Below are 19,353 nucleotides of genomic sequence, written 5' to 3'. Positions count from 1 at the left end.
AAAATTCCAGTTTAAACAATCAAATTATTTCTAATTAATTTAAGTAAGAAGTTTACAAGTACATGATGAAGTTGAAATTTATTGACTCAATTAGAGGGGTAGCGATACTGATGGTTATTCTGGTTCACACATCTCAAAAAATTAGGAATTTAGATTTTATAACTGAAGTAATAGCAAGGTATGGACAAATGGGGGTTCAACTTTTTTTTATAGCTTCAGCTTATACACTTTGTCTTTCTGGTTATAGGAGAGATAACGAAACTTTACCTTTGATTAAATTTGGAATTAGAAGATATTTTAGGATTGCTCCAGCTTATTATTGTGGATTAATAATCTATTTTGTTGTATCTTTGTTGATTTCACAATTTCATACTGGTAAAATTGAAGTTCCAGCTAAATATAATTTTCTAAATATATTTAGCAATTTAATTTTTATTCATGGTTTTGTTCCATCAGCTAATAATAAGATTGTCGAGGGAGGATGGTCAATAGGAACTGAAATGGCATTCTATGCAATATTCCCTTTTTTGTTTAAAGTCGCTAGAGTTAAATTATATTCCTTTAAGAGTATTTTTATATTTATTTTTTCAGGAATTATTTTTTCACAATTATGTATTGTTTTATTGAGTTTTTCTGGATATTACATTTCAAATAATGATTTCATTTACTTTAATATTATTAATCAGTTGCCTGTTTTTTTGATAGGTATTGGATATTTCTTTTTTAAAAAGTATTATAAATATGAATTAAGTTCAGTTAATAATTTTCTGTTCTTTATTGCTTTAACTTTTGTCTCTAATATGTTATGGTATTTTAATGTACCATACTTTTTCTCACTTATTCCTATAATATCCGGATTATCATTTGTTTTTCTGTTTGAATTATTTCAAAAAAATGATTTTTTAAATCAAAAGTTATTAATTAAAATAGGTCAGGTTTCATTTTCTATGTATTTATTACATTTTATATTTGCACATTTTATTACTAGTTTTTTAGCACCGAGATTATCTATGATTAATGGGACCGTAACTCTTATGATATTCTATCTGTTTTCAGTTTTCTGTACTTTTGGATTCGCGTTATTGTCGGAAAAATATATCGAAAAACCAAGTGTAGAATTTGGAAGAAGAATAATAAAAAGATTAGATGTACGATTTACAACAGGTAATAATTTACAATAGAGGTTTTAGTGGAAAGAGCCAGAAATTGTAAAGAAAATTAACTCATTTTAAAGAAATTAATGAACAAAATAAAGGAACTGTGGTTTATTAAATTACCATATAAAATAGTACTTACGAGTTATATAGCGTATATTGTTCCATTTATTTTTAAATCTCGTTTTAAATCTTTAAAGCAATTTAAAAATATACATAATGATAAAAGATGTTTTATTGTTGCTTCGGGACCGAGTTTAACGTTGGATGATGTAAACATTTTAAAGGGTGAGATTTGTTTTGGAATGAACTCTATTTATAAATTGTTTGATAAAACAAATTGGAGACCAGACTATTATGGTGTGGTGGATGTAAATGTATTCGAAAGGATTAAGGATGAATTGACTGATGTTAAATTAAATTGCGCATTTTATCCTGATAAATATATTAAATGGCATATAAAAAATGGTTTTGCAGTGCCTTTTAAGCAAGGTATTGGATATAATGCTTATGTTCGTAAAATTATTCCGAAACGCTTTTGGACAACAAGTATCAGTACAGATATTTCTAAACGGGTATATGAAGGAAGCTCTGTAGTACATTTTTTGATGCAGATTGCATTTTATATGGGATTTAAAGAAATATACTTGTTAGGTACTGATTGTAACTTTTTTGGTGAGGTAAAGCATAGTAGTTTAGTTGACTACAAAGGTGCAAATAATTTAGCCAACTCTGCCGAAGATTTATACAATGGTTTAATGGATGATTATAAACTGGCATTAGAATATGCAAATCAAAATGGTATTAAAATTTATAATGCCACCAGAGGTGGGATGCTGGAAATATTTCCAAGAGTGGAACTAGAAAAAATCTTAATGTCAAGTAAATAAAAACGAATGTCTAAATCATTAAAAAAAAATTTTTTACTAAATTTCTTTAATACGGTTACGGTTGTCTTGTTTCCAGTGATAACATTTCCTTATGCTTCCAGAATATTGATGGCAGATGGAATAGGGCAGATAAATTTTCTAAAATCCATTGTTGATTATGTAGGTATGTTTGTTTTATTAGGGATACCTATGTATGGTGTACGAGAAGTAGCGAAAGTGAGAGATAATCCTGAAAAAAGAACAAAAATTTCTTTAGAAATATTGCTTTTGAGTTTGTTTCTTACGTTACTAGGGTATTTAGTTATTGCTGTATTAGGATATAGCATAACTAAAGTGCGTAACGAGCTGCCATTGTTTATGGTTTTGAGTTCATCCATTTTTTTAATGACAATTGGTAGCGAATGGTTTTACAAAGGGGTAGAAGATTTTAAGTATATTACTATTCGGGGATTGATTGTTAAAATTATTTCGTTGTTTTTGTTGTTTTTTTTAGTAAAAAACAAAACAGATTTAATGTGGTATGCTATTTACAATGTTTTTGGTGTGGCGGGAGGAAATTTTTTTAATCTCTTTCGTCTTAGAATGTATATTGATTTTAAAAATGTTAAATGGCTTGAGTTAAGTATTTTCAGACATTTTAGATTTACACTTCATTCATTCGCTCTCAATTTATTTTTTGTTATTTACATAACATTAAATGTATTAATGCTTGGTTTTCTTGATACAAATGAGGGAGTGGGCTATTTTTCTGCAGCGACAAAATTAATTCAGGTAGCTTTGACCGTGGTAAGTTCTTTAGGTATGGTAATGTTGCCTCGCTTATCAAACTTATTGTCAGAACAGCAAAATGAGCGTTTTGTAGACCTTTCACAAAAAGCACTTCAATTTATTTTAGCAATTTCGTTACCAATCTCTGCCGGATTGTTTTTATTAGCCGGTTTAATCATTCCTCTGTTTTGTGGGGATTCTTACCAACCAGCAATTGATACTCTAAAAATTGTTTCTCCGCTTATATCAGTAATTGGGCTATCATCATTTATAGGCATTCAAATTCTTTATCCGCAAGGGAAGGAAAAAATAGTGATGGTTTGGATAATCTTGTCGACAATAATTAATATTGGTTTGAATTTCTTATTAGTCCCACTTTATTCATTTAATGGTGCTGCAATTGCGTCAGTAGTAGCGCAATTGATTCTATTGATAAGCCTGATATTTTATTCGAAAGATATTGTTTTAGTTGGATTTATAAATTCATTTATGAGATATTTATTTGCTACATTTATTATGGTAATAGCTATTTGGCTTAGTCTTTTTCTTTACTTGCCAAAATTTTTAAAGCTTATATTTTGCTTGTCTATTGGAGGAGTAGTATACAGTTTAATTTTGTTGATATTTAAAGACTTTATTTACCTACAGATTAGAAGTTTTTTATTAGATAGGAAAAAAGTTTAAAAGACTTATTTTGAAGGCTTCCTCTTAAAAAAAAAGCATGGTATTAGAACTTTTATTTTTAGGTGCATTTTTGTTTTATTTTTTTCGGGTTTCAGAGAAGCGTATTCTTTATCTGATATTTTTCTTATTACCTATACATGGTACAATTAAGTATTTGGTATTTAAAGATGGTGGGGAAATATTTGCTGTTTGGAAAGAATTGGGAATTTTGGCATTGTTTTTCCGAACACTTAATGTTAAGAATTATGCATATACTGAAGCTTTAAAAATCTTTGTATTCTTTTCTATATTCATTTTAGTATATACAATTATAGGGATTGATAATGATTACAGAATAGCAGGAACATTTAAAAAACTATTTTTTCCATTTTTTCTAACAATTTCGGTCTCAAAAATTCGTTTTACAAGTTCAGATATCAAAATGTTTTTTTTGATAATTCTATTAGGAAGTTTGTTAATCAATATTACGGGTGTAGTTGATTTTGTATCTCCTACAATCCGTTATAGTTTCCGAAATATATTGGGTGCTTCTTTTGAAGAAGCAAGTGATGGAACCTTATACTATGATAACTCATCATTTCAGATTATGGGTTATGACCGTGTAAGCGGACTTATAACAGGAGGGCCTAATCAAATGGGGATATTTAACAGTGCAATAGTAATTTTGGGTTTATTTTGTTGGGTTAACAAAGCAAATTTTAAATTCTCGGCTCTTCAACTGTGGACCTTATTAATATGTTTAGGAGTTTCTACTTTTTGCTTATTAACGTCTTTTTCACGAGCTGGCTGGGCTATTTTGTTAATCACTTTTCTCTATGTCTTGATTGTTGATGAGCGTTTTAGAAGTTTTGGATTAAAGTATGTTCTCATAGCTTTATTTTTCGTAACAGCAATAATATTTAGTGTGCCTAAATTCTATTTTATTATCGAATCTACTCTATCTGGTAAAGAAGCGAGTGCAAGTGCGAGAGGTGATATGACCTTAGATGCATTAGAGTATTTGTTTGAAAATCCTCAGGGAAAGGGTTTGGGAGCGACAGATTATGCACATACTCATTTCAATACAGGTTTGTATTTTGCTGAATCGTCACTTATTAATTTTGGAATTGAGTTGGGGATTTTTGGTTTGCTGTTACTATTAATTTTAAAATTCAGGATAGGATTTTTAATAAGAAAAAATATTGGAAGAAATGCATTTGCTACTATAGGTTTTGGCTTTTTGCTGGCATACATTATAACAAGTGCGGTATCTGTAAATACTTATGAGAACCCGTTTGTATACTATGCATGGATGATATTTGGTTTATCTCTTAATACACAAGTATTTAACAAGATGAGATCCAGGAGACTAATAAAAAAAAATAATCATAATAATGAAGATATCTATTATAGTCGCAACATATAATGCAGCTTCGTATTTAGAGCGCCTTATTGAAAGTGTAAATATTCAAAATTCCGATAATTTAGAATTGATAATAATAGATGGGGGTTCTAAGGATGATACTGTGAATCTAATAAAAAAGCATCTCGAAAAAGTATCGTTTTGGATTAGTGAACCTGATAAAGGAATCTATGATGCGTGGAATAAAGGGGTTGTTGCCAGTAGTGGAGATTGGATTATGTTTCTTGGTGCAGATGATCAGCTTTTGCCAGGAGCAATTGAAAAGTATTTAGGATTTATGTCCAAACTTCCTTCTATAGATCAAGTAGATTACATTTCTAGCCGTATGAAGATGGTAGATCTTACGGGTCATTCTATACGTGTAAAAGGCTGGCCTTGGGAATGGCCGCTTTTCTTAAAAGATATGACTGTAGCACATCCGGGATCTTTGCATTCAAAAAGACTTTTTGATCAATATGGGCTATTTGATATTTCATATAAAATAACAGGTGATTATGAATTGCTTTTAAGGCCTCAGGAAAAATTAAAAGCTGTTTTTTTTGACGAAATTACAGTGCTTATGCAGGAGGGGGGAGCTAGTGATTCTTTAAAAGCATTACTGGAACACGAAAGGGCAGCTGTTCAAACAGGTGGAGCGTCGGCAACGAGTGCGAGGTTGAATGTTTATAAGATAAGCTTAAAATTTAGGGTAAAAGCGATTTTACGGAAAATGGGTTTTAATGCTTACCTGAAAAAATAATTTAGAATTGCAGTTATGAAAGTACAATTTTACAAAGCTTGTATTTCTTTCTTTTTGATTATTTTCACAATGTTCTATGCACGGGCTCAAGCAGAAGTTAAGTTGGGTGCTTATTATTTTGATGGTTGGCATGGAACTTATCCATATCATTTAACGTCTAAATTAAAAGATTCGTTTTCAAACAGGGAACCAAAATGGGGATGGATGACGAGTTCGCAATCAATTATGAATAAACAAATTGAAACAGCTTCGAAAGCGGGCATTTCTTTTTTTAGTTTTTGCTGGTATTATCCTGATAAAGGAGATTTTAAAAAAGAACCATTAAACAACAGTCTTAAATATTTTATCAAATCACCAGTAACTCAAAAAATGTCATTTTCGTTAATGGTGGCTAATCATGCCGGATTCTTAATTAATAAAAATAATTGGTCAGTGGTATCAAAAGAATGGTTAAGCTATTTTTCTGTAAAAAATTATATGAAAGTCAATAATAAACCTCTTTTGATTTTCTTCTCTATCCATACTTTAGTCGAAGGGTTTGGTAGTGCAAAAGCAGTAAAAGACGCTCTTGCTACTATCTCCTCTGATGCTGAAAAAAGGGGGTTAGGTGGCGTTAGTGCTGCCGTTTGTATCGATGGTTCTCCCGATAATATCGCTTTGGCTGAATTATGTGGATTTGATATTATTACGGGTTATAATTATCATAACATTGCGCTTCCTAATACTAAAATACAAGTTCCTATAAGTAAGCTTCAGACAGCGGAGATTGAATTATGGGAAAATATCAGGAGAACATCAAAAAAACTACCTTACATTCCAGTTTGTACATTAAACTGGGATCCTCGTCCTTGGGCCAATACGAGCAATAATTATGAAAATGCGTCTTATTATGTAGGGTTTTCTCCAAATTCAGTTAAGAAATCTATATCAAATTGTGTTCAATGGTTGTCTAAAAATCCAATAGGGACTGAAAAAATAGGATTAATATATGCTTGGAATGAATATGGTGAAGGGGCTTTTTTAACGCCCACCAAAAAAGGTGTAAATTATTTAAAAGACATAAAAAACGCTAAGGGCAAAAAATAAGAATGAAGATATTAATGATAGCAAGAGCAACGCTCTATTCCAGTCCGGGAGGTGATACCGTGCAGATATTAAAAACCGCTTCATTTCTAAGAGACCTTGACGTCAAAGTGGATGTGGTGCTGGCAAATAAAGTGTTGGCATATACGGATTACGACCTTATACATTTTTTTAATATTATACGTCCAAGCGATATTCTTCCTCATATAAAAGGTTTAGTTGTTCCATTTGTTGTATCTACTATTTATGTAGATTATAGTGAATATGAAAAACAAAATCGCACAGGTTTTTCTGGGTTCGTCTCTCGAATATTGACAAGCGACCAGTTGGAATATTTAAAAGTAATTGCACGATTTGTTAAAAATGGTGATAAGATAAATTCGATTGATTACTTAATGAAAGGGCACCGTAAATCAGTCCAATATGTTGCAGAACAAGCCTCAATGTTATTGCCAAATTCCCATAGCGAATATAAGAGACTCTCTATTGATTATGATATAAATGTACCGTATCAAAAAGTAGTTAATGCGATTGATCCTTCAGTATTTAGTAGTGAGGCTGGGACGAATAACGATTACCAAAATTATGTGCTTACAGTTGGGCGTATTGAAGGGCGTAAGAATCAATTAAATCTTATTAGAGCTTTAGCCGGAACAGGACTTAAACTTGCAATTATAGGAAAACCTTCTCCTAATCATATGGACTATTATGAACAATGTAAAATGCTGGCCAAAGAAAAAGGTAATGTAGAATTTATAGAACACATAGAACATGTCGAGTTGGTAAAGATTTATAAAGCAGCCAAGGTACATGTATTGCCGAGTTGGTTTGAAACAACGGGGTTAAGCTCATTAGAAGCAGCAGTAATGGATTGTAATATTGTTGTAAGTCCCAAGGGAGATACAGAAGAGTATTTTCAAAATATGTGTTATTATTGCGATCCGGATAATGTTGGTTCCATTAAAGAAGCAGTTTTGAAAGCCTACAATGCTCCCGTTAATACCGAAATAAAGAAATTTGTTTTAGACAATTACACTTGGAATAGGACAGCAGAGCAGACATTAGAAGCTTATAAAAATGTATTAAAAAATAATATTTCATGAAAGTAGCCATAATAGGTACTAGAGGTATACCTAACCATTATGGAGGATTCGAGCAATGTGCAGAATACTTGGCGTTAGGTTTAGTAAATCGAGGATTTGAAGTCATTGTTTATAATTCACATAATCATCCGTATAAAGAGAAAGAATGGAATGGTGTACAAATAGTGCATTGTTATGATCCGGAGCATAAATTAGGAACTGCAGGTCAATTTATTTATGATTTAAATTGTATTTTAGATGTAAGAAAACAAAATTGTGATATTGTTTTGCAACTAGGATATACAAGTAGCTCGGTTTGGGGATGGCTAATGCCTAAAAAAGCAATTATTACAACAAACATGGATGGTTTAGAATGGAAAAGAACTAAATATTCAGAAAAGGTAAAGAAATTTCTAAAATGGGCAGAATCTTTGGGCGTAAAATACAGTGATTTCCTTATTTCAGATTCAATAGGAATTCAGAATTATTTAAAAGAAATTTATAAAGTAGATTCTACTTATATAGCATATGGTGCAACTCTCTTTGAAAATAATAATCAAGAAACACTTCAAGAATATAACTTATTAGCTTATGAATATGATATGTTAATTGCCAGATTAGAACCAGAAAACAGTATTGAAATTATTTTGGATGGTGTTGCAAAAGCAAATCTTTCCCGTCCTTTTTTAGTAATTGGCAATCACAAAACTTCTTATGGAGATTATTTGAAAAATAAATTTTCCTCATTTGCTCAAATTCAGTTTATTGGAGGGATATATAATATTGAAGTATTGAATAATCTGAGGTTCTACTCAAATCTCTACTTTCACGGACACACTGTTGGTGGTACTAATCCATCCTTATTAGAAGCAATGGCTTCAAATACTTTAATCTGTGCAAATGATAATGACTTCAATCGCTATATTTTAGGTAATGATGCCCTGTATTTTAAGAATCAGGATGATGTAACAAATCACATACTGAATGTAAATTATATGAATGATTCTTTTCAGTACATGTTAAATGAAAATAAGAAAAAAATTACCAATATTTATGATTGGGAAATTATTATAGATCAATATGCAAGCCATTTTAGTGAAATTTTAGAAAAAAAAGCTAATAGAAATTAAATATGGAAATTTTACAAAAACTTTCTAATTTTCGGTTTTCTCGTTACTTTAAGCTTTTATTTGTAATTTGGGATGTAATACTGTTAAATTCAGCCATTGTGTTGTCTGCATGGGTACGTTTCGGGAATTTAGATAAATTATTCCTCAAAGAAGTACAAACGGTATCTTTTTTATCCAATTTGATCTGGGTAGCTTTATTATTGCGTAATGATTCCTATCGTATTGTACGTATAGAGCCTTTGGAATCAATTTTAAAGAGAACTACTAAAAAGTTTATATTTCATATTGCAATTATTGCTTTTTTTGTGCTTTTTTTGAAATACACACAAATTTCCAGACTTCGTCTACTTTATTTTTATGCTTTTTTCTTTTGTTTGTTGATGCTTTCCAGATTTTTGTCGATGGAACTTTTAAAGTTTATTCGCGCAAAGGGATATAATTTTAAAAATGTAATTATTGTAGGAGCAAACGATGCAGGAGAACGAATTCGTAAAACATTGTCAAAAGATTTAACTTATGGTTATCGCTTTTTAGGTTTTTTTGATGAAAAAGTAGATCCCTTTGCTTTTATTTCCTCGCCGGTATTGGGCGGATTTGATGATGTTGAGGGGTATGTGTCTGTTAATCAGGTAGATGAGTTGTATGTGGCATTGCATATTGATAATGTAGACGTAATTAGTAAGTTGATAAAAATTTGTGAGCACCACATGGTACGTATCAAGTTTATTCCGGATTTTCAATTGTATACAAAATCAAGCAAAGTTGAAATTTCATTTTATGACAACACACCTGTTCTAATGTTTAGAAGAGAACCGTTAGAGTATACAGTCAACAGATTATTAAAAAAAGCATTTGATATTGTTTTTTCTCTGGCAGTGATACTGTTGATTTTTCCTTGGCTATTCCCTCTAGTAATGATTTTAATTAAAGTTGAATCACCAGGCCCGGTTTTTTTCAGGCAGGAGAGGACCGGCCGTGATAATGAATCATTTTTTTGCTGGAAGTTCAGAAGTATGAAGGTTAACAAACTGGCTGATAAATTGCAAGCGGGAAAAGATGATAAACGTATTACTAGATTCGGAGCTTTTATGCGTAAAACGAGTATAGATGAATTGCCACAGTTTTTTAATGTTTTTTTAGGCGATATGTCTGTTGTAGGTCCTCGTCCGCACATGGTTAATCATACTAAACAATATACTGATTTAATAAGCAATTATCTAGTACGTCAATATACAAAACCTGGTATCACGGGTTGGGCACAGGTAAATGGTTATCGCGGTGAAACCAGGGAACTTAAAGACATGGAAAACCGGGTAGAATATGATATTTGGTATATCGAAAATTGGAGTATTCTATTGGATATAAAAATCATTATTAAAACTGTCATTAATGTATTTAAGGGTGAAGAAAATGCATATTAAGTTTGTTTTTAATTTGTAATATCATTTAAAAGTATTAATTTAATGTTGTAAAATAATAAATTTTCTACTTCTCTTTCTCTAATCTGAATCCATTAATAAATAAAAATTACAGCTATTGGCTTATATTTGTTACTTAAATCAACAATTCTAATGAATTTAAATCTTTCTAATTTTTTTAATAAAGGTATACCTTTTATACTTTTATTTTTATTTTTTTCATGTGCCTCTAAAAAAGATATTATTTACTATCAAAATATTGAAGGAGCTAATATACCTCAAAATACCACTTCATATGAAGTGAAAATTCAGCCAGATGATTTATTGATGATTATTGTATCTGCAGAAGATCCAGAAATTGCAATTCCTTTTAATCTGACAAGTATTGCTGTTTCTAGTTCGGGGAGACCGGATTTAGCAACAGGTCAATTAACTACTCAGACTTATTTGGTAGATAGAAATGGTGATATTGAATTTCCTGTGTTAGGGAAATTAAAAGTAGGGGGATTAACCAGAACAGAAGTGCTGCAATCATTAAAAACAAAAATCGGAGTTTATATTAAAAATCCTATAATTAATCTCAGAATTACCAATTTTAAAATTTCATTACAAGGAGAGGTAACTTTACCTGGGACATATTCTATAGTCTCTGAAAGAATTACACTAATTGAGGCTTTAAGTATGGCGAAGGATTTGACTATTTATGGTAAAAGGGATAACATTTTAATTATACGCGAAATTAATGGTGTGAAATCGTATAATAGAGTCGATATCACAAAAGCGGATTTTATTAATTCACCTTTTTATTATTTGACACAAAATGATGTTGTGTATGTAGAGCCAAACAAAACTAAAATAAATGCCGCAGCAGTAGGTCCTAATACTTCTGTTATTGTATCAGCAATTTCTATATTAGTGTCACTTTCTGTTCTACTTTTTAAATAAACTGAATAAACAAAAATAAATGCAAGATTTTTATAATGAAGCTGAAGAAGATGTAATCAATGAGGTAAATCTTCGTGAACAACTAGATAAATATTTAATTCATTGGAAATGGTTTATATTAAGTGTTTTCCTTTGTTTGGTTTTGGCGTTTTTGTATTTACGATACACCACAACAAATTATGTTGCCAGTACTTCTATATTGGTTAAGGATGAAAAAAAAGGAGGTATGCTTTCTGAATTATCAGCCTTTGCAGACTTAGGAATGGGTGGGAGTTTAAAAAGCAATGTCGATAACGAAATTGAAATTTTGAAGTCAAGAACATTAGTTGAAAGTACTATTAAGGATCTTAATCTTAATGTTGCCTTATTTGTTGAAGGAAATGTTGTAGATCGCGATATATACGGCGAAACCCCTATAAATGTTTATTTTATAAATAAAACGGAATTATTTGATGAGGCTAAAGTAATTTTAAAATTACATTTAATATCTAACAATACTTTCTCTTTAGAAAATACAATAGTAGATGAGCCGAATGAAGTAAAGGATGTTCTCCTGTCATCTAAAAAACAATTTAAGTTTGGAGAGAAAATACCTACAAGAATAGGGATGTTGATAATTGTGAAAACGGCATTCTACAAGAAAAATAATATTGGAAGAGATAAATCAATTAGAATTATAATTAGTCCCCTGGATAATGTTACGGAAAGTTTTAGAGAAAGATTGAAAGTCGAATCAATTAGTAAAACCAGTAGTGTTGTAAATATATCTATAACAGATCCTGTTCAAAAGAAAGCTGAAGATTTTCTAAATAATATGATTAAAATTTACAATAAAGATGCTGCAGAAGATAAAAATTTTATTTCTGAAAACACATCTAAATTTATAGCTGAACGTCTGGCGTTAATTACACAAGAATTAGACGGCGTAGAACAGGATGTAGAAAGCTTTAAAAAATCAAATCAGTTAACTGACATTGAATCTGAAGCCAAGCTTTTTATTGAAGGTTCGAATGAATATGATAAAAAGGGTGTGGAAACTGAAATTCAGTTGAATGTAGTTTCATCCTTGCTGGATTTTATTAAAAAAAGCACGAATGCTGATTTACTGCCAACCAATATTATATCAGATAATGGGGAAGCAGGTGGTTTAATTACGTCATACAATCAGTTAGTTTTAGACCGTAACCGGATTTTAAAGTCAGCTACTACCGAGAATCCTTCAGTAGTGAAATTAGATGCACAGATTTCATCACTTAAAGCCAATGTTGCGACAAGTTTAAAAAGAATGCAGTCTAATTTACAGATCCAAAACCGCGATTTAAAAAGCCAGGAAAGAATTTTGAATAGTAAAATTGGTAAAATTCCGGTGCAGGAGCGTCAGTTCAGGGTCATTGCCAGACAGCAAAAAGTAAAAGAGGAATTGTATTTGTATTTGCTGCAGAAAAGGGAAGAAACTGCTATTTCTTTGGCTGCTACTGAACCTAATGCGCGTGTTATTGATGCTGCAAAGGCAAATAAGATTCCAGTAAGCCCAAAGAAAAAAGTTATTTATCTTGCAGGTTTGTTAATAGGTCTTTTGATACCCTTTGGAATTATATATGGACATGATTTATTAGATACTAAAATTAAAAGCAGACTGGATCTGGAAGGTAAAACGCAAATACCTTTTATAGGGGATATCCCTACTTCTGAAGATGCGAATGAATTGATTAAAACTGAGAGCAGGACAAGTTCAGCAGAGGCGATACGTATTGTCAGGACAAACCTTGAATTTATGCTGACAAATGTTCCGGATGGTTTAGCAAAAACTATTTTTGTGACTTCTACTTTTCCTGCAGAAGGTAAAACATTAGTGTCAGTAAATCTGGCTGCTACTTTCGCATTATCAGGAAGAAAAGTTTTATTGATAGGAATGGATATTAGAAATCCAAAATTTATGGATTATTTTGCGATGCCAAATTTTGGTTTAACTAATTATTTGTCGTCAAATGATACAGATATAAACAAATACATTATTAAGCATAATGACTACCAAAATTTCTACATATTGCCATCTGGTGTAATCCCGCCAAATCCTGCAGAGTTGTTGATGAGTAAAAATGTAGATACTCTGTTTGAAACATTAAAAAAGGAATATGATTATATTATTGTAGATACTGCACCTGTAAGTCTGGTGGCAGATACATTATTGGTTGCAAAAAATGCAGATACGTTTGTATATGTAATGCGTGCTAATGTTTTAGAGAAAAGAATGTTATCTATAGCGAATACATTTTACAGAGAAAAGAAATTACCAAATATGTGTATTGTCCTTAATGATACTGATTCTACCAAAGGATATGGCTATGGATATGGCTATGGGGTTAAAATAGAAAAAAAATCCTGGTTTAGAAAAATCAAAAAAGATATAAGCTAATGCAGATGAGTTTGCAAAAATCAAAAAAAGGGTCCAAATTTATTTGGACCTTTTTTTGTAATTATCGGTGTAAACTGATGGATTTTAGAATTTGAAAAAATTATTGTTGGCTATAATTTCCCTCAATGCTTCTACTGTATTTATTTTTACTTTTTTATCAAAGGCAGCTATGTGATTGTTGTGATGAACATCTGTGCCCACAAAATCATACATTCCTTTTTTTAATAACTGTTCAGAGATTTTAGTAACTTCTTCACCGTAGTAGCCTACAACAGCCAATAAATTCAATTGAAACAAACATCCTGCTTTTTTTAGTCTTTCGTATTCAATGAAATTTTTATGATAAAATAAATAGCGTTCCGGATGTGCTAAAACGGGTTTGTATCCTGCGACCTGTAAATCAAATAAAATTTTATACAACTGTATGGGGGCATTTATATATGACATTTCTACCAGGACATAATTGTCTTTTAAAGGAAGAAGCTTTTCATTTTGAAAATGTTTTTCAAACCAGTCGTCCATAAAGTATTCTGCTGCAGCCAAAAAAGGTTTGGATGCATTAGTATTGCTTAATAGTCCGCTTGTTTCGGCATGATTTTTCTGAATAGCCTGAGGAGAATTATTCCATATATAATGGCTAATATGGGGCGTCGTTATAAATTGCGAAACCCCAATCTTTTCGAATGATTTTATTAGGCTCTCTGTGTCAGATATTGTTTTGGCACCATCGTCTATTCCTGGCAATAAATGCGAGTGAATATCAATATAATCACCTGATAAAAGATCTTTTAAATGCGGTTTTTGTTTTAAAAATGATAGCATGAGGCAAAAGTAGAAAAAATGCAACAACTATTTTTGTTTATTGCCGGAGTTTTACCATTGTGATGTGAAGAAATTTGAATTAACATTTATGCGAATATTTTGAGTTCTATTGCAAGAATCATTTCTAAAATTATATAAATAAAATTAGTAGTATCTGGTGATGTATCTTCAGAATAATGAAAATGTCTTTTATCACGTTGGGTTTGATTGAAAATTTTTAACTTTCCCAAATATTTCAACTTAAATTTTTTGATGCAGTTATCAGTTGTTATTCTTAATTATAATGTACGCTATTTTCTGGAACAGTGTGTATTGAGTGTTCAGGAAGCCCTTTCTGGTATTCATGGGGAAATTATTGTAGTCGATAATAATTCTGATGATGATAGCTGCATAATGATGAAAAGCAGGTTTCCTGAGGTACGACTAATTGAAAATAAAGAAAATTCAGGATTTCCAAGAGGAAATAATATCGGTGTATCTGAGGCTAAAGGCAAATATATTTGTATTCTTAATCCCGATACAGTAGTTGCAGAAGATACGTTTATAAAAATTCTGGCTTTCGCCGAAGAAAAAAAGAATCTCGGTATTATCGGCTGTAAATTAATTGACGGGACAGGAAATTTTCTGCCTGAAAGCAAACGCGGAACCCCAACGCCATGGGTAGCTTTTACCAAGATTTTTGGATTGTATAAAATTTTTCCAAAACAAAAGCTTTTCAATCAGTATTATGCACAGCATTTATCAGAAAATAAAACAGGAAAGGTTGATATTTTAGTAGGTGCATTTATGTTTATGGAACGCGAATTGTACTTGCAAATCGGAGGTTTTGATGAAAATTGTTTTATGTATGCAGACGATATAGATTTATCCTATTCTGTTTTGCAAATGCAAAAAAATAATTATTATTTTCATGAAACATCAGTACTACATTATAAAGGAGAAAGTACTGTTAAGGACGAAAAATACATGAGAAGATTTCAGGAGGCAATGGAATTTTTCTATCAGAAGCATTTTAGAAAATCCTTATTTTTTTCGGTTTTTATTAAAGTTGGAATTTTTCTTTTTTCGGTTGTTAAAATGTTTCAGGGAAAACCTAAGTCAAATCCATTACCGGAAAGTTATGTTTTCTTTTCGGAAAATGAAATTTTGAGCCCCCAATTGTCTTCCGTTTTAAAAAATAAAGTAAGTTTTTTCGATTTCAAAAAGGAAAAAATGGTAAATTCGTGCCTCCTTTCAGGGGGTAAAAGAATTGAGATTATTTTAGATAATCAATACGTTTCTTTTAAAAAATGTATCGAAATCTTAGAAAGTCTTAAACGTACTAATATTACTTTTAAAATTTTACCCAAAAAAAGTAGTTTTATAATTGGAAGTAATTCTAAAAACGAACGTGGTCAAATAATAAAAATTGAGTAAAATTAAATTTTATGTAATTTATATTTTGAATATTTAGTAATTTCGCAATCTGAAAATCAAAATCACCTTTTAGGTTAATAATATGGCAAGATTTGAATTGAGACTTCCGAAAATGGGAGAAAGTGTAGCTGAAGCAACCATTACAAACTGGTTGAAAGAAGTTGGAGACAAAATTGAAGCTGACGAAGCGGTCCTGGAAATTGCAACGGACAAGGTTGATAGTGAAGTACCAAGTGAAGTGTCGGGGATTTTAGTTGAACAATTATTTGGCAAAGATGATCTGGTTCAGGTTGGACAAGTTATAGCGATTATTGAAACAGAAGGGGATAATACTTCAGAAGTAAAATCGATTGAAAAAACGGTAATTCCTGCTGAGGCAATTGAAATTGAGAAAACAATTGATGCTGCCAGAGAAGCTGTTTCAACTCCTCAAAATTTCTCTGATTCGGATAAATTCTTTTCCCCATTGGTGAAAAATATAGCTAAGGAGGAAGGTATTTCTGTCTCTGAATTAGAAGGTATACCCGGTTCAGGAAAAGAAGGACGTGTTACGAAAGAAGATATTTTAAAATACATTGAAAACCGTAAATCTGATGATAAAAAAGTAGAAGTTGTACTTTCTCCAAAATCAGCAGAACCAATACCTCAAAAAACGCAACACGCAGTTCCGGTTTCTGTTAATGGAGAGGATGAAATTGTTGAAATGGACAGAATGCGTAAATTAATTTCTGGCTATATGACAGCATCGCTTCAAACTTCTGCGCATGTTCAGTCTTTCATTGAAGTAGATGTGACGAATATTGTCAAATGGAGAGAAAAGGTTAAAGCTGCTTTTGAAAAAAGAGAAGGTGAAAAACTTACTTTTACACCTATTTTTATGGAAGCTGTTGCAAAAGCTATAAAAGATTTTCCGGGAATCAATATATCGGTTGATGGAGATTACATTATCAAAAAAAGGAATATAAATTTAGGAATGGCTGCTGCTTTGCCAAACGGAAATCTGATTGTGCCTGTTATTAAAAATGCAGATCAGTTAAATCTTGTCGGAATGGCAAAAGCGGTAAATGACTTGGCAAATCGTGCTAAAAGCGGAAAGCTAAAACCTGATGATACTCAGGGAGGAACTTATACTGTGACAAATGTTGGTACTTTTGGAAGTGTTTTTGGAACTCCTATTATCAATCAGCCACAAGTTGGAATCCTGGCTTTAGGTGCTATTCGGAAAGTTCCTGCGGTCATAGAAACACCTGAAGGTGATTTTATAGGAATCCGTCAGAAGATGTTTTTATCGCATTCTTATGATCATAGGGTAGTAGATGGTGCTTTAGGAGGAAGCTTTGTGAAGCGTGTTGCTGAGTATTTAGAAGCATTTGATGTCGACAGGGATTTCTAAAATAATATATTAATAATGATTAAATCCGGCAGAATTCAATTTTGCCGGATTTTTTATTTTCGTAAAATATGCTTTTGTAAAAATAATTTAACAGTTGTTTGCTGTAATTATTAGTGATAATTCGGCTTTAAAAATTACTTTTGTAAATTCAAAAATAAAAAAATGGAACTCAAACTCAGCAGACCAATCTGCTTTTTCGATTTAGAAACGACCGGAATTGATATCGGAAAAGACAGGATTGTAGAAATTTCAATATTTAAAGTTTTTCCAAACGGAAATAAAGAAAGCAAAACCTGGTTAGTTAATCCAACAATTCCAATTCCGCCGCATACAACCGAGGTACATGGTATAACAGATGAAAAAGTGGCGAATGAACCAACATTTAATGAGTTGGCTCCACAAGTTTACAATATGATTAAAGACAGCGACTTGGGAGGTTTTAATTCAGATCGTTTTGATATTCCTTTATTAGCTGAAGAATTGCTTCGTGCGGGCGTTGATTTTGATATGAAAAATAAAGTTTCTGTAGATGTTCAGACTATTTTTCATAAAATGGAAGAGCGTACATTAAGTGCAGCATTAAAATTTTATTGCGGGAAAAATCTTGAAAACGCACATTCTGCAGAAGCAGACACAATGGCAACTTATGAAATATTGAAAGCACAGTTAGATCGCTATCCTGAACTGGAAAATGATATTAAGTCATTGTCAGAATTTACAACCCGCAAAAAAATTGCTGATTTTGCCGGAATGATTGCTTTTGATAAAGACAATGAAGAAATTTTTACTTTCGGAAAACATAAAGGCGCAAAAGTTGAAAAAGTTTTAGAATCAGAACCTGGCTATTTTAGCTGGATTCAAAATGCTGATTTTCCTTTGTATACGAAAAAAGTTTTGACGGCAATTAAATTAAGAAAGTTAAACACCAAGTAAGTTAATAGTTGTTTGTTGATGGTTTTTTTACTAACAACAGACAACTGGAAACCAACAACAATTGATATGAAAATAATCTGCATCGGGAGAAATTATACCAATCATATTGAAGAATTAAAAAACGAAAGACCTTCAGAACCTGTTATTTTTATGAAACCGGATTCGGCGGTTTTATTAAAGCAACATCCGTTTGTTATTCCGGAATTTTCAGAAGATATTCATCATGAAATAGAGATTGTTGTAAAAATTAATAAGGTTGGTAAATATATCGAGCCTAAATTCGCACATAAATATTATGATGAAATAAGTGTAGGGATTGATTTTACAGCTCGTGATTTACAAACAAAGTTAAAAGAGAAGGGGCTGCCGTGGGAAAAAGCCAAAGCTTTTGACGGTTCAGCAGTAATTGGGGATTTTTTGCCGAAGACACTTTTTAGTTCTGTTGAAAATATTAATTTTGAACTTGTAAATAATAATAAAACAGTTCAGAAAGGCAATACAAGTCTCATGCTATGGAAAATAGATGAGCTTATTTCGTATGTATCACAGTATTTTACTCTAAAAATAGGTGATGTTATATTTACCGGAACGCCTGCAGGAGTTGCGGCGGTTAAGCCAAATGATGTTTTAGAAGGCTTTTTAGAGGATAAAAAATTATTTAGAATACAAGTAAAATAATGGCATTAAAATATAATTTATCAAAAGTATACGCACTTTCAGACAATGATTCGGAATTTGTAAATGAAATTCTAAGATTGTTTGTTACTGAAGTGCCGGAAGATTTGAAGCAAATAAAAGAGGGAATTAAGAAGAAAGATCACAAACACGCCTACTCGTACGCGCATAAAATAAAACCAACCCTGGATTTGATGGGTTTGAATGTAGCTTTTGAAGAAATTTTGCAGGTTGAAGCCTGGACCAAGGCTGAAGGCAAAAAGAAAGAAATTATAGAAACTTTTAAAAGCATTAAAAAACAAGTAAATGAAGCTGTTAAAGAAATTAAAAAAGATTTCGATGTTTAATACACGCCTTATTTTAGCTTTATAAGACAGGATTAAAATTCAGGAAGGGGGTATAT

The 19,353-nt window shown here is 31.4% G+C and carries 17 protein-coding genes; 16 read left to right on the top strand and 1 reads right to left on the bottom strand.

What is annotated here, in order from left to right; translation table 11 throughout:
- Positions 1–62: 62 nt before the first annotated feature.
- The 11 genes from OZP09_RS06765 to OZP09_RS06715 all read left to right on the top strand — a co-directional run bounded on the left by OZP09_RS06765 (position 63) and on the right by OZP09_RS06715 (position 13,711).
- Positions 63–1,181: an acyltransferase family protein gene (locus tag OZP09_RS06765; protein WP_281310504.1), complete on the top strand. Its 1,119-nt coding sequence runs from the start codon at positions 63–65 to the stop codon at positions 1,179–1,181.
- Between the two features lie 59 nt (positions 1,182–1,240).
- Positions 1,241–2,044, top strand: a complete 804-nt coding sequence (locus tag OZP09_RS06760; protein WP_269237132.1) for a 6-hydroxymethylpterin diphosphokinase MptE-like protein — start codon at positions 1,241–1,243, stop codon at positions 2,042–2,044.
- A gap of 6 nt (positions 2,045–2,050) precedes the next feature.
- The gene (locus OZP09_RS06755) at positions 2,051–3,496 is read left to right on the top strand and encodes a flippase (protein WP_281310503.1); all 1,446 of its coding nucleotides are present in this window, start codon (positions 2,051–2,053) and stop codon (positions 3,494–3,496) included.
- Between the two features lie 37 nt (positions 3,497–3,533).
- Positions 3,534–4,901 carry an O-antigen ligase family protein gene (locus tag OZP09_RS06750; RefSeq protein WP_281310502.1) on the top strand — a complete coding sequence of 456 codons (1,368 nt, stop codon included), beginning with the start codon at positions 3,534–3,536 and terminating at the stop codon, positions 4,899–4,901.
- Positions 4,870–5,637 (top strand): glycosyltransferase family 2 protein, encoded by a 768-nt coding sequence (locus OZP09_RS06745; protein ID WP_281310501.1) that lies wholly within the window; start codon positions 4,870–4,872, stop codon positions 5,635–5,637. The genes OZP09_RS06750 and OZP09_RS06745 overlap by 32 nt, the downstream gene beginning before the upstream one ends.
- Positions 5,638–5,652: 15 nt before the next feature.
- Positions 5,653–6,723, top strand: a complete 1,071-nt coding sequence (locus tag OZP09_RS06740) for a glycoside hydrolase family 99-like domain-containing protein (RefSeq protein ID WP_281310500.1) — start codon at positions 5,653–5,655, stop codon at positions 6,721–6,723.
- 2 nt (positions 6,724–6,725) lie between these two features.
- The gene (locus OZP09_RS06735; protein WP_281310499.1) at positions 6,726–7,823 is read left to right on the top strand and encodes a glycosyltransferase; all 1,098 of its coding nucleotides are present in this window, start codon (positions 6,726–6,728) and stop codon (positions 7,821–7,823) included.
- Complete coding sequence (locus tag OZP09_RS06730) at positions 7,820–8,932, top strand: DUF1972 domain-containing protein (RefSeq protein WP_269237124.1); 1,113 nt, start codon at positions 7,820–7,822, stop codon at positions 8,930–8,932. Before OZP09_RS06735 ends, OZP09_RS06730 begins: the two co-directional genes overlap by 4 nt.
- A 2-nt stretch (positions 8,933–8,934) precedes the next feature.
- Positions 8,935–10,353, top strand: a complete 1,419-nt coding sequence (locus tag OZP09_RS06725) for an undecaprenyl-phosphate glucose phosphotransferase (RefSeq protein ID WP_281310498.1) — start codon at positions 8,935–8,937, stop codon at positions 10,351–10,353.
- A gap of 150 nt (positions 10,354–10,503) precedes the next feature.
- Complete coding sequence (locus tag OZP09_RS06720; RefSeq protein WP_281310497.1) at positions 10,504–11,295, top strand: polysaccharide biosynthesis/export family protein; 792 nt, start codon at positions 10,504–10,506, stop codon at positions 11,293–11,295.
- Between the two features lie 19 nt (positions 11,296–11,314).
- On the top strand, positions 11,315–13,711 hold the full coding sequence (locus OZP09_RS06715) for a GumC family protein (RefSeq protein ID WP_281310496.1): 2,397 nt from the start codon (positions 11,315–11,317) through the stop codon (positions 13,709–13,711).
- 84 nt (positions 13,712–13,795) lie between these two features.
- Here the strand turns inward: OZP09_RS06715 and OZP09_RS06710 are convergent, their stop codons facing one another.
- Complete coding sequence (locus OZP09_RS06710; RefSeq protein ID WP_269237120.1) at positions 13,796–14,533, bottom strand: tyrosine-protein phosphatase; 738 nt, start codon at positions 14,531–14,533, stop codon at positions 13,796–13,798.
- 252 nt (positions 14,534–14,785) lie between these two features.
- Between OZP09_RS06710 and OZP09_RS06705 the strand changes: the two genes are divergently transcribed.
- The 5 genes from OZP09_RS06705 (at position 14,786) to OZP09_RS06685 (ending at position 19,297) form a co-directional block, all read left to right on the top strand.
- Entirely contained in the window at positions 14,786–15,949 is a 1,164-nt protein-coding gene (locus tag OZP09_RS06705; protein ID WP_269237119.1) for a glycosyltransferase family 2 protein, read from the top strand.
- A gap of 82 nt (positions 15,950–16,031) precedes the next feature.
- The gene (locus OZP09_RS06700) at positions 16,032–17,342 is read left to right on the top strand and encodes a dihydrolipoamide acetyltransferase family protein (RefSeq protein ID WP_269237118.1); all 1,311 of its coding nucleotides are present in this window, start codon (positions 16,032–16,034) and stop codon (positions 17,340–17,342) included.
- Between the two features lie 162 nt (positions 17,343–17,504).
- A complete protein-coding gene (locus OZP09_RS06695; RefSeq protein ID WP_269237117.1) occupies positions 17,505–18,275 on the top strand; it encodes a 3'-5' exonuclease in 771 nt (256 codons plus the stop codon).
- 66 nt (positions 18,276–18,341) lie between these two features.
- Positions 18,342–18,953: a fumarylacetoacetate hydrolase family protein gene (locus OZP09_RS06690; protein WP_269237831.1), complete on the top strand. Its 612-nt coding sequence runs from the start codon at positions 18,342–18,344 to the stop codon at positions 18,951–18,953.
- Positions 18,953–19,297 (top strand): Hpt domain-containing protein, encoded by a 345-nt coding sequence (locus tag OZP09_RS06685; RefSeq protein WP_269237116.1) that lies wholly within the window; start codon positions 18,953–18,955, stop codon positions 19,295–19,297. Before OZP09_RS06690 ends, OZP09_RS06685 begins: the two co-directional genes overlap by 1 nt.
- The last annotated feature ends 56 nt before the right edge of the window (positions 19,298–19,353 follow it).

Origin of the sequence: Flavobacterium flavigenum (genome assembly GCF_027111255.2) — a bacterium.
GTDB classification, from domain to species: domain Bacteria; phylum Bacteroidota; class Bacteroidia; order Flavobacteriales; family Flavobacteriaceae; genus Flavobacterium; species Flavobacterium flavigenum.
The sequence above is the reverse complement of the archived record's forward strand: the minus strand, read 5'-3'. Positions and strand labels throughout refer to the sequence as shown.

Bases quoted from the DNA above. Each gene is read 5' to 3' on its own strand.
- OZP09_RS06700 (WP_269237118.1), top strand. From the start codon at position 16,032: ATGGCAAGATTTGAATTGAGACTTCCGAAAATGGGAGAAAGTGTAGCT.
- OZP09_RS06760 (WP_269237132.1), top strand. From the start codon at position 1,241: ATGAACAAAATAAAGGAACTGTGGTTTATTAAATTACCATATAAAATA.
- OZP09_RS06690 (WP_269237831.1), top strand. From the start codon at position 18,342: ATGAAAATAATCTGCATCGGGAGAAATTATACCAATCATATTGAAGAA.
- OZP09_RS06710 (WP_269237120.1), bottom strand. From the start codon at position 14,533: ATGCTATCATTTTTAAAACAAAAACCGCATTTAAAAGATCTTTTATCA.
- OZP09_RS06705 (WP_269237119.1), top strand. From the start codon at position 14,786: ATGCAGTTATCAGTTGTTATTCTTAATTATAATGTACGCTATTTTCTG.
- OZP09_RS06750 (WP_281310502.1), top strand. From the start codon at position 3,534: ATGGTATTAGAACTTTTATTTTTAGGTGCATTTTTGTTTTATTTTTTT.
- OZP09_RS06745 (WP_281310501.1), top strand. From the start codon at position 4,870: ATGAAGATATCTATTATAGTCGCAACATATAATGCAGCTTCGTATTTA.
- OZP09_RS06740 (WP_281310500.1), top strand. From the start codon at position 5,653: ATGAAAGTACAATTTTACAAAGCTTGTATTTCTTTCTTTTTGATTATT.
- OZP09_RS06685 (WP_269237116.1), top strand. From the start codon at position 18,953: ATGGCATTAAAATATAATTTATCAAAAGTATACGCACTTTCAGACAAT.
- OZP09_RS06725 (WP_281310498.1), top strand. From the start codon at position 8,935: ATGGAAATTTTACAAAAACTTTCTAATTTTCGGTTTTCTCGTTACTTT.
- OZP09_RS06765 (WP_281310504.1), top strand. From the start codon at position 63: ATGATGAAGTTGAAATTTATTGACTCAATTAGAGGGGTAGCGATACTG.
- OZP09_RS06755 (WP_281310503.1), top strand. From the start codon at position 2,051: ATGTCTAAATCATTAAAAAAAAATTTTTTACTAAATTTCTTTAATACG.
- OZP09_RS06720 (WP_281310497.1), top strand. From the start codon at position 10,504: ATGAATTTAAATCTTTCTAATTTTTTTAATAAAGGTATACCTTTTATA.
- OZP09_RS06735 (WP_281310499.1), top strand. From the start codon at position 6,726: ATGAAGATATTAATGATAGCAAGAGCAACGCTCTATTCCAGTCCGGGA.
- OZP09_RS06730 (WP_269237124.1), top strand. From the start codon at position 7,820: ATGAAAGTAGCCATAATAGGTACTAGAGGTATACCTAACCATTATGGA.
- OZP09_RS06695 (WP_269237117.1), top strand. From the start codon at position 17,505: ATGGAACTCAAACTCAGCAGACCAATCTGCTTTTTCGATTTAGAAACG.
- OZP09_RS06715 (WP_281310496.1), top strand. From the start codon at position 11,315: ATGCAAGATTTTTATAATGAAGCTGAAGAAGATGTAATCAATGAGGTA.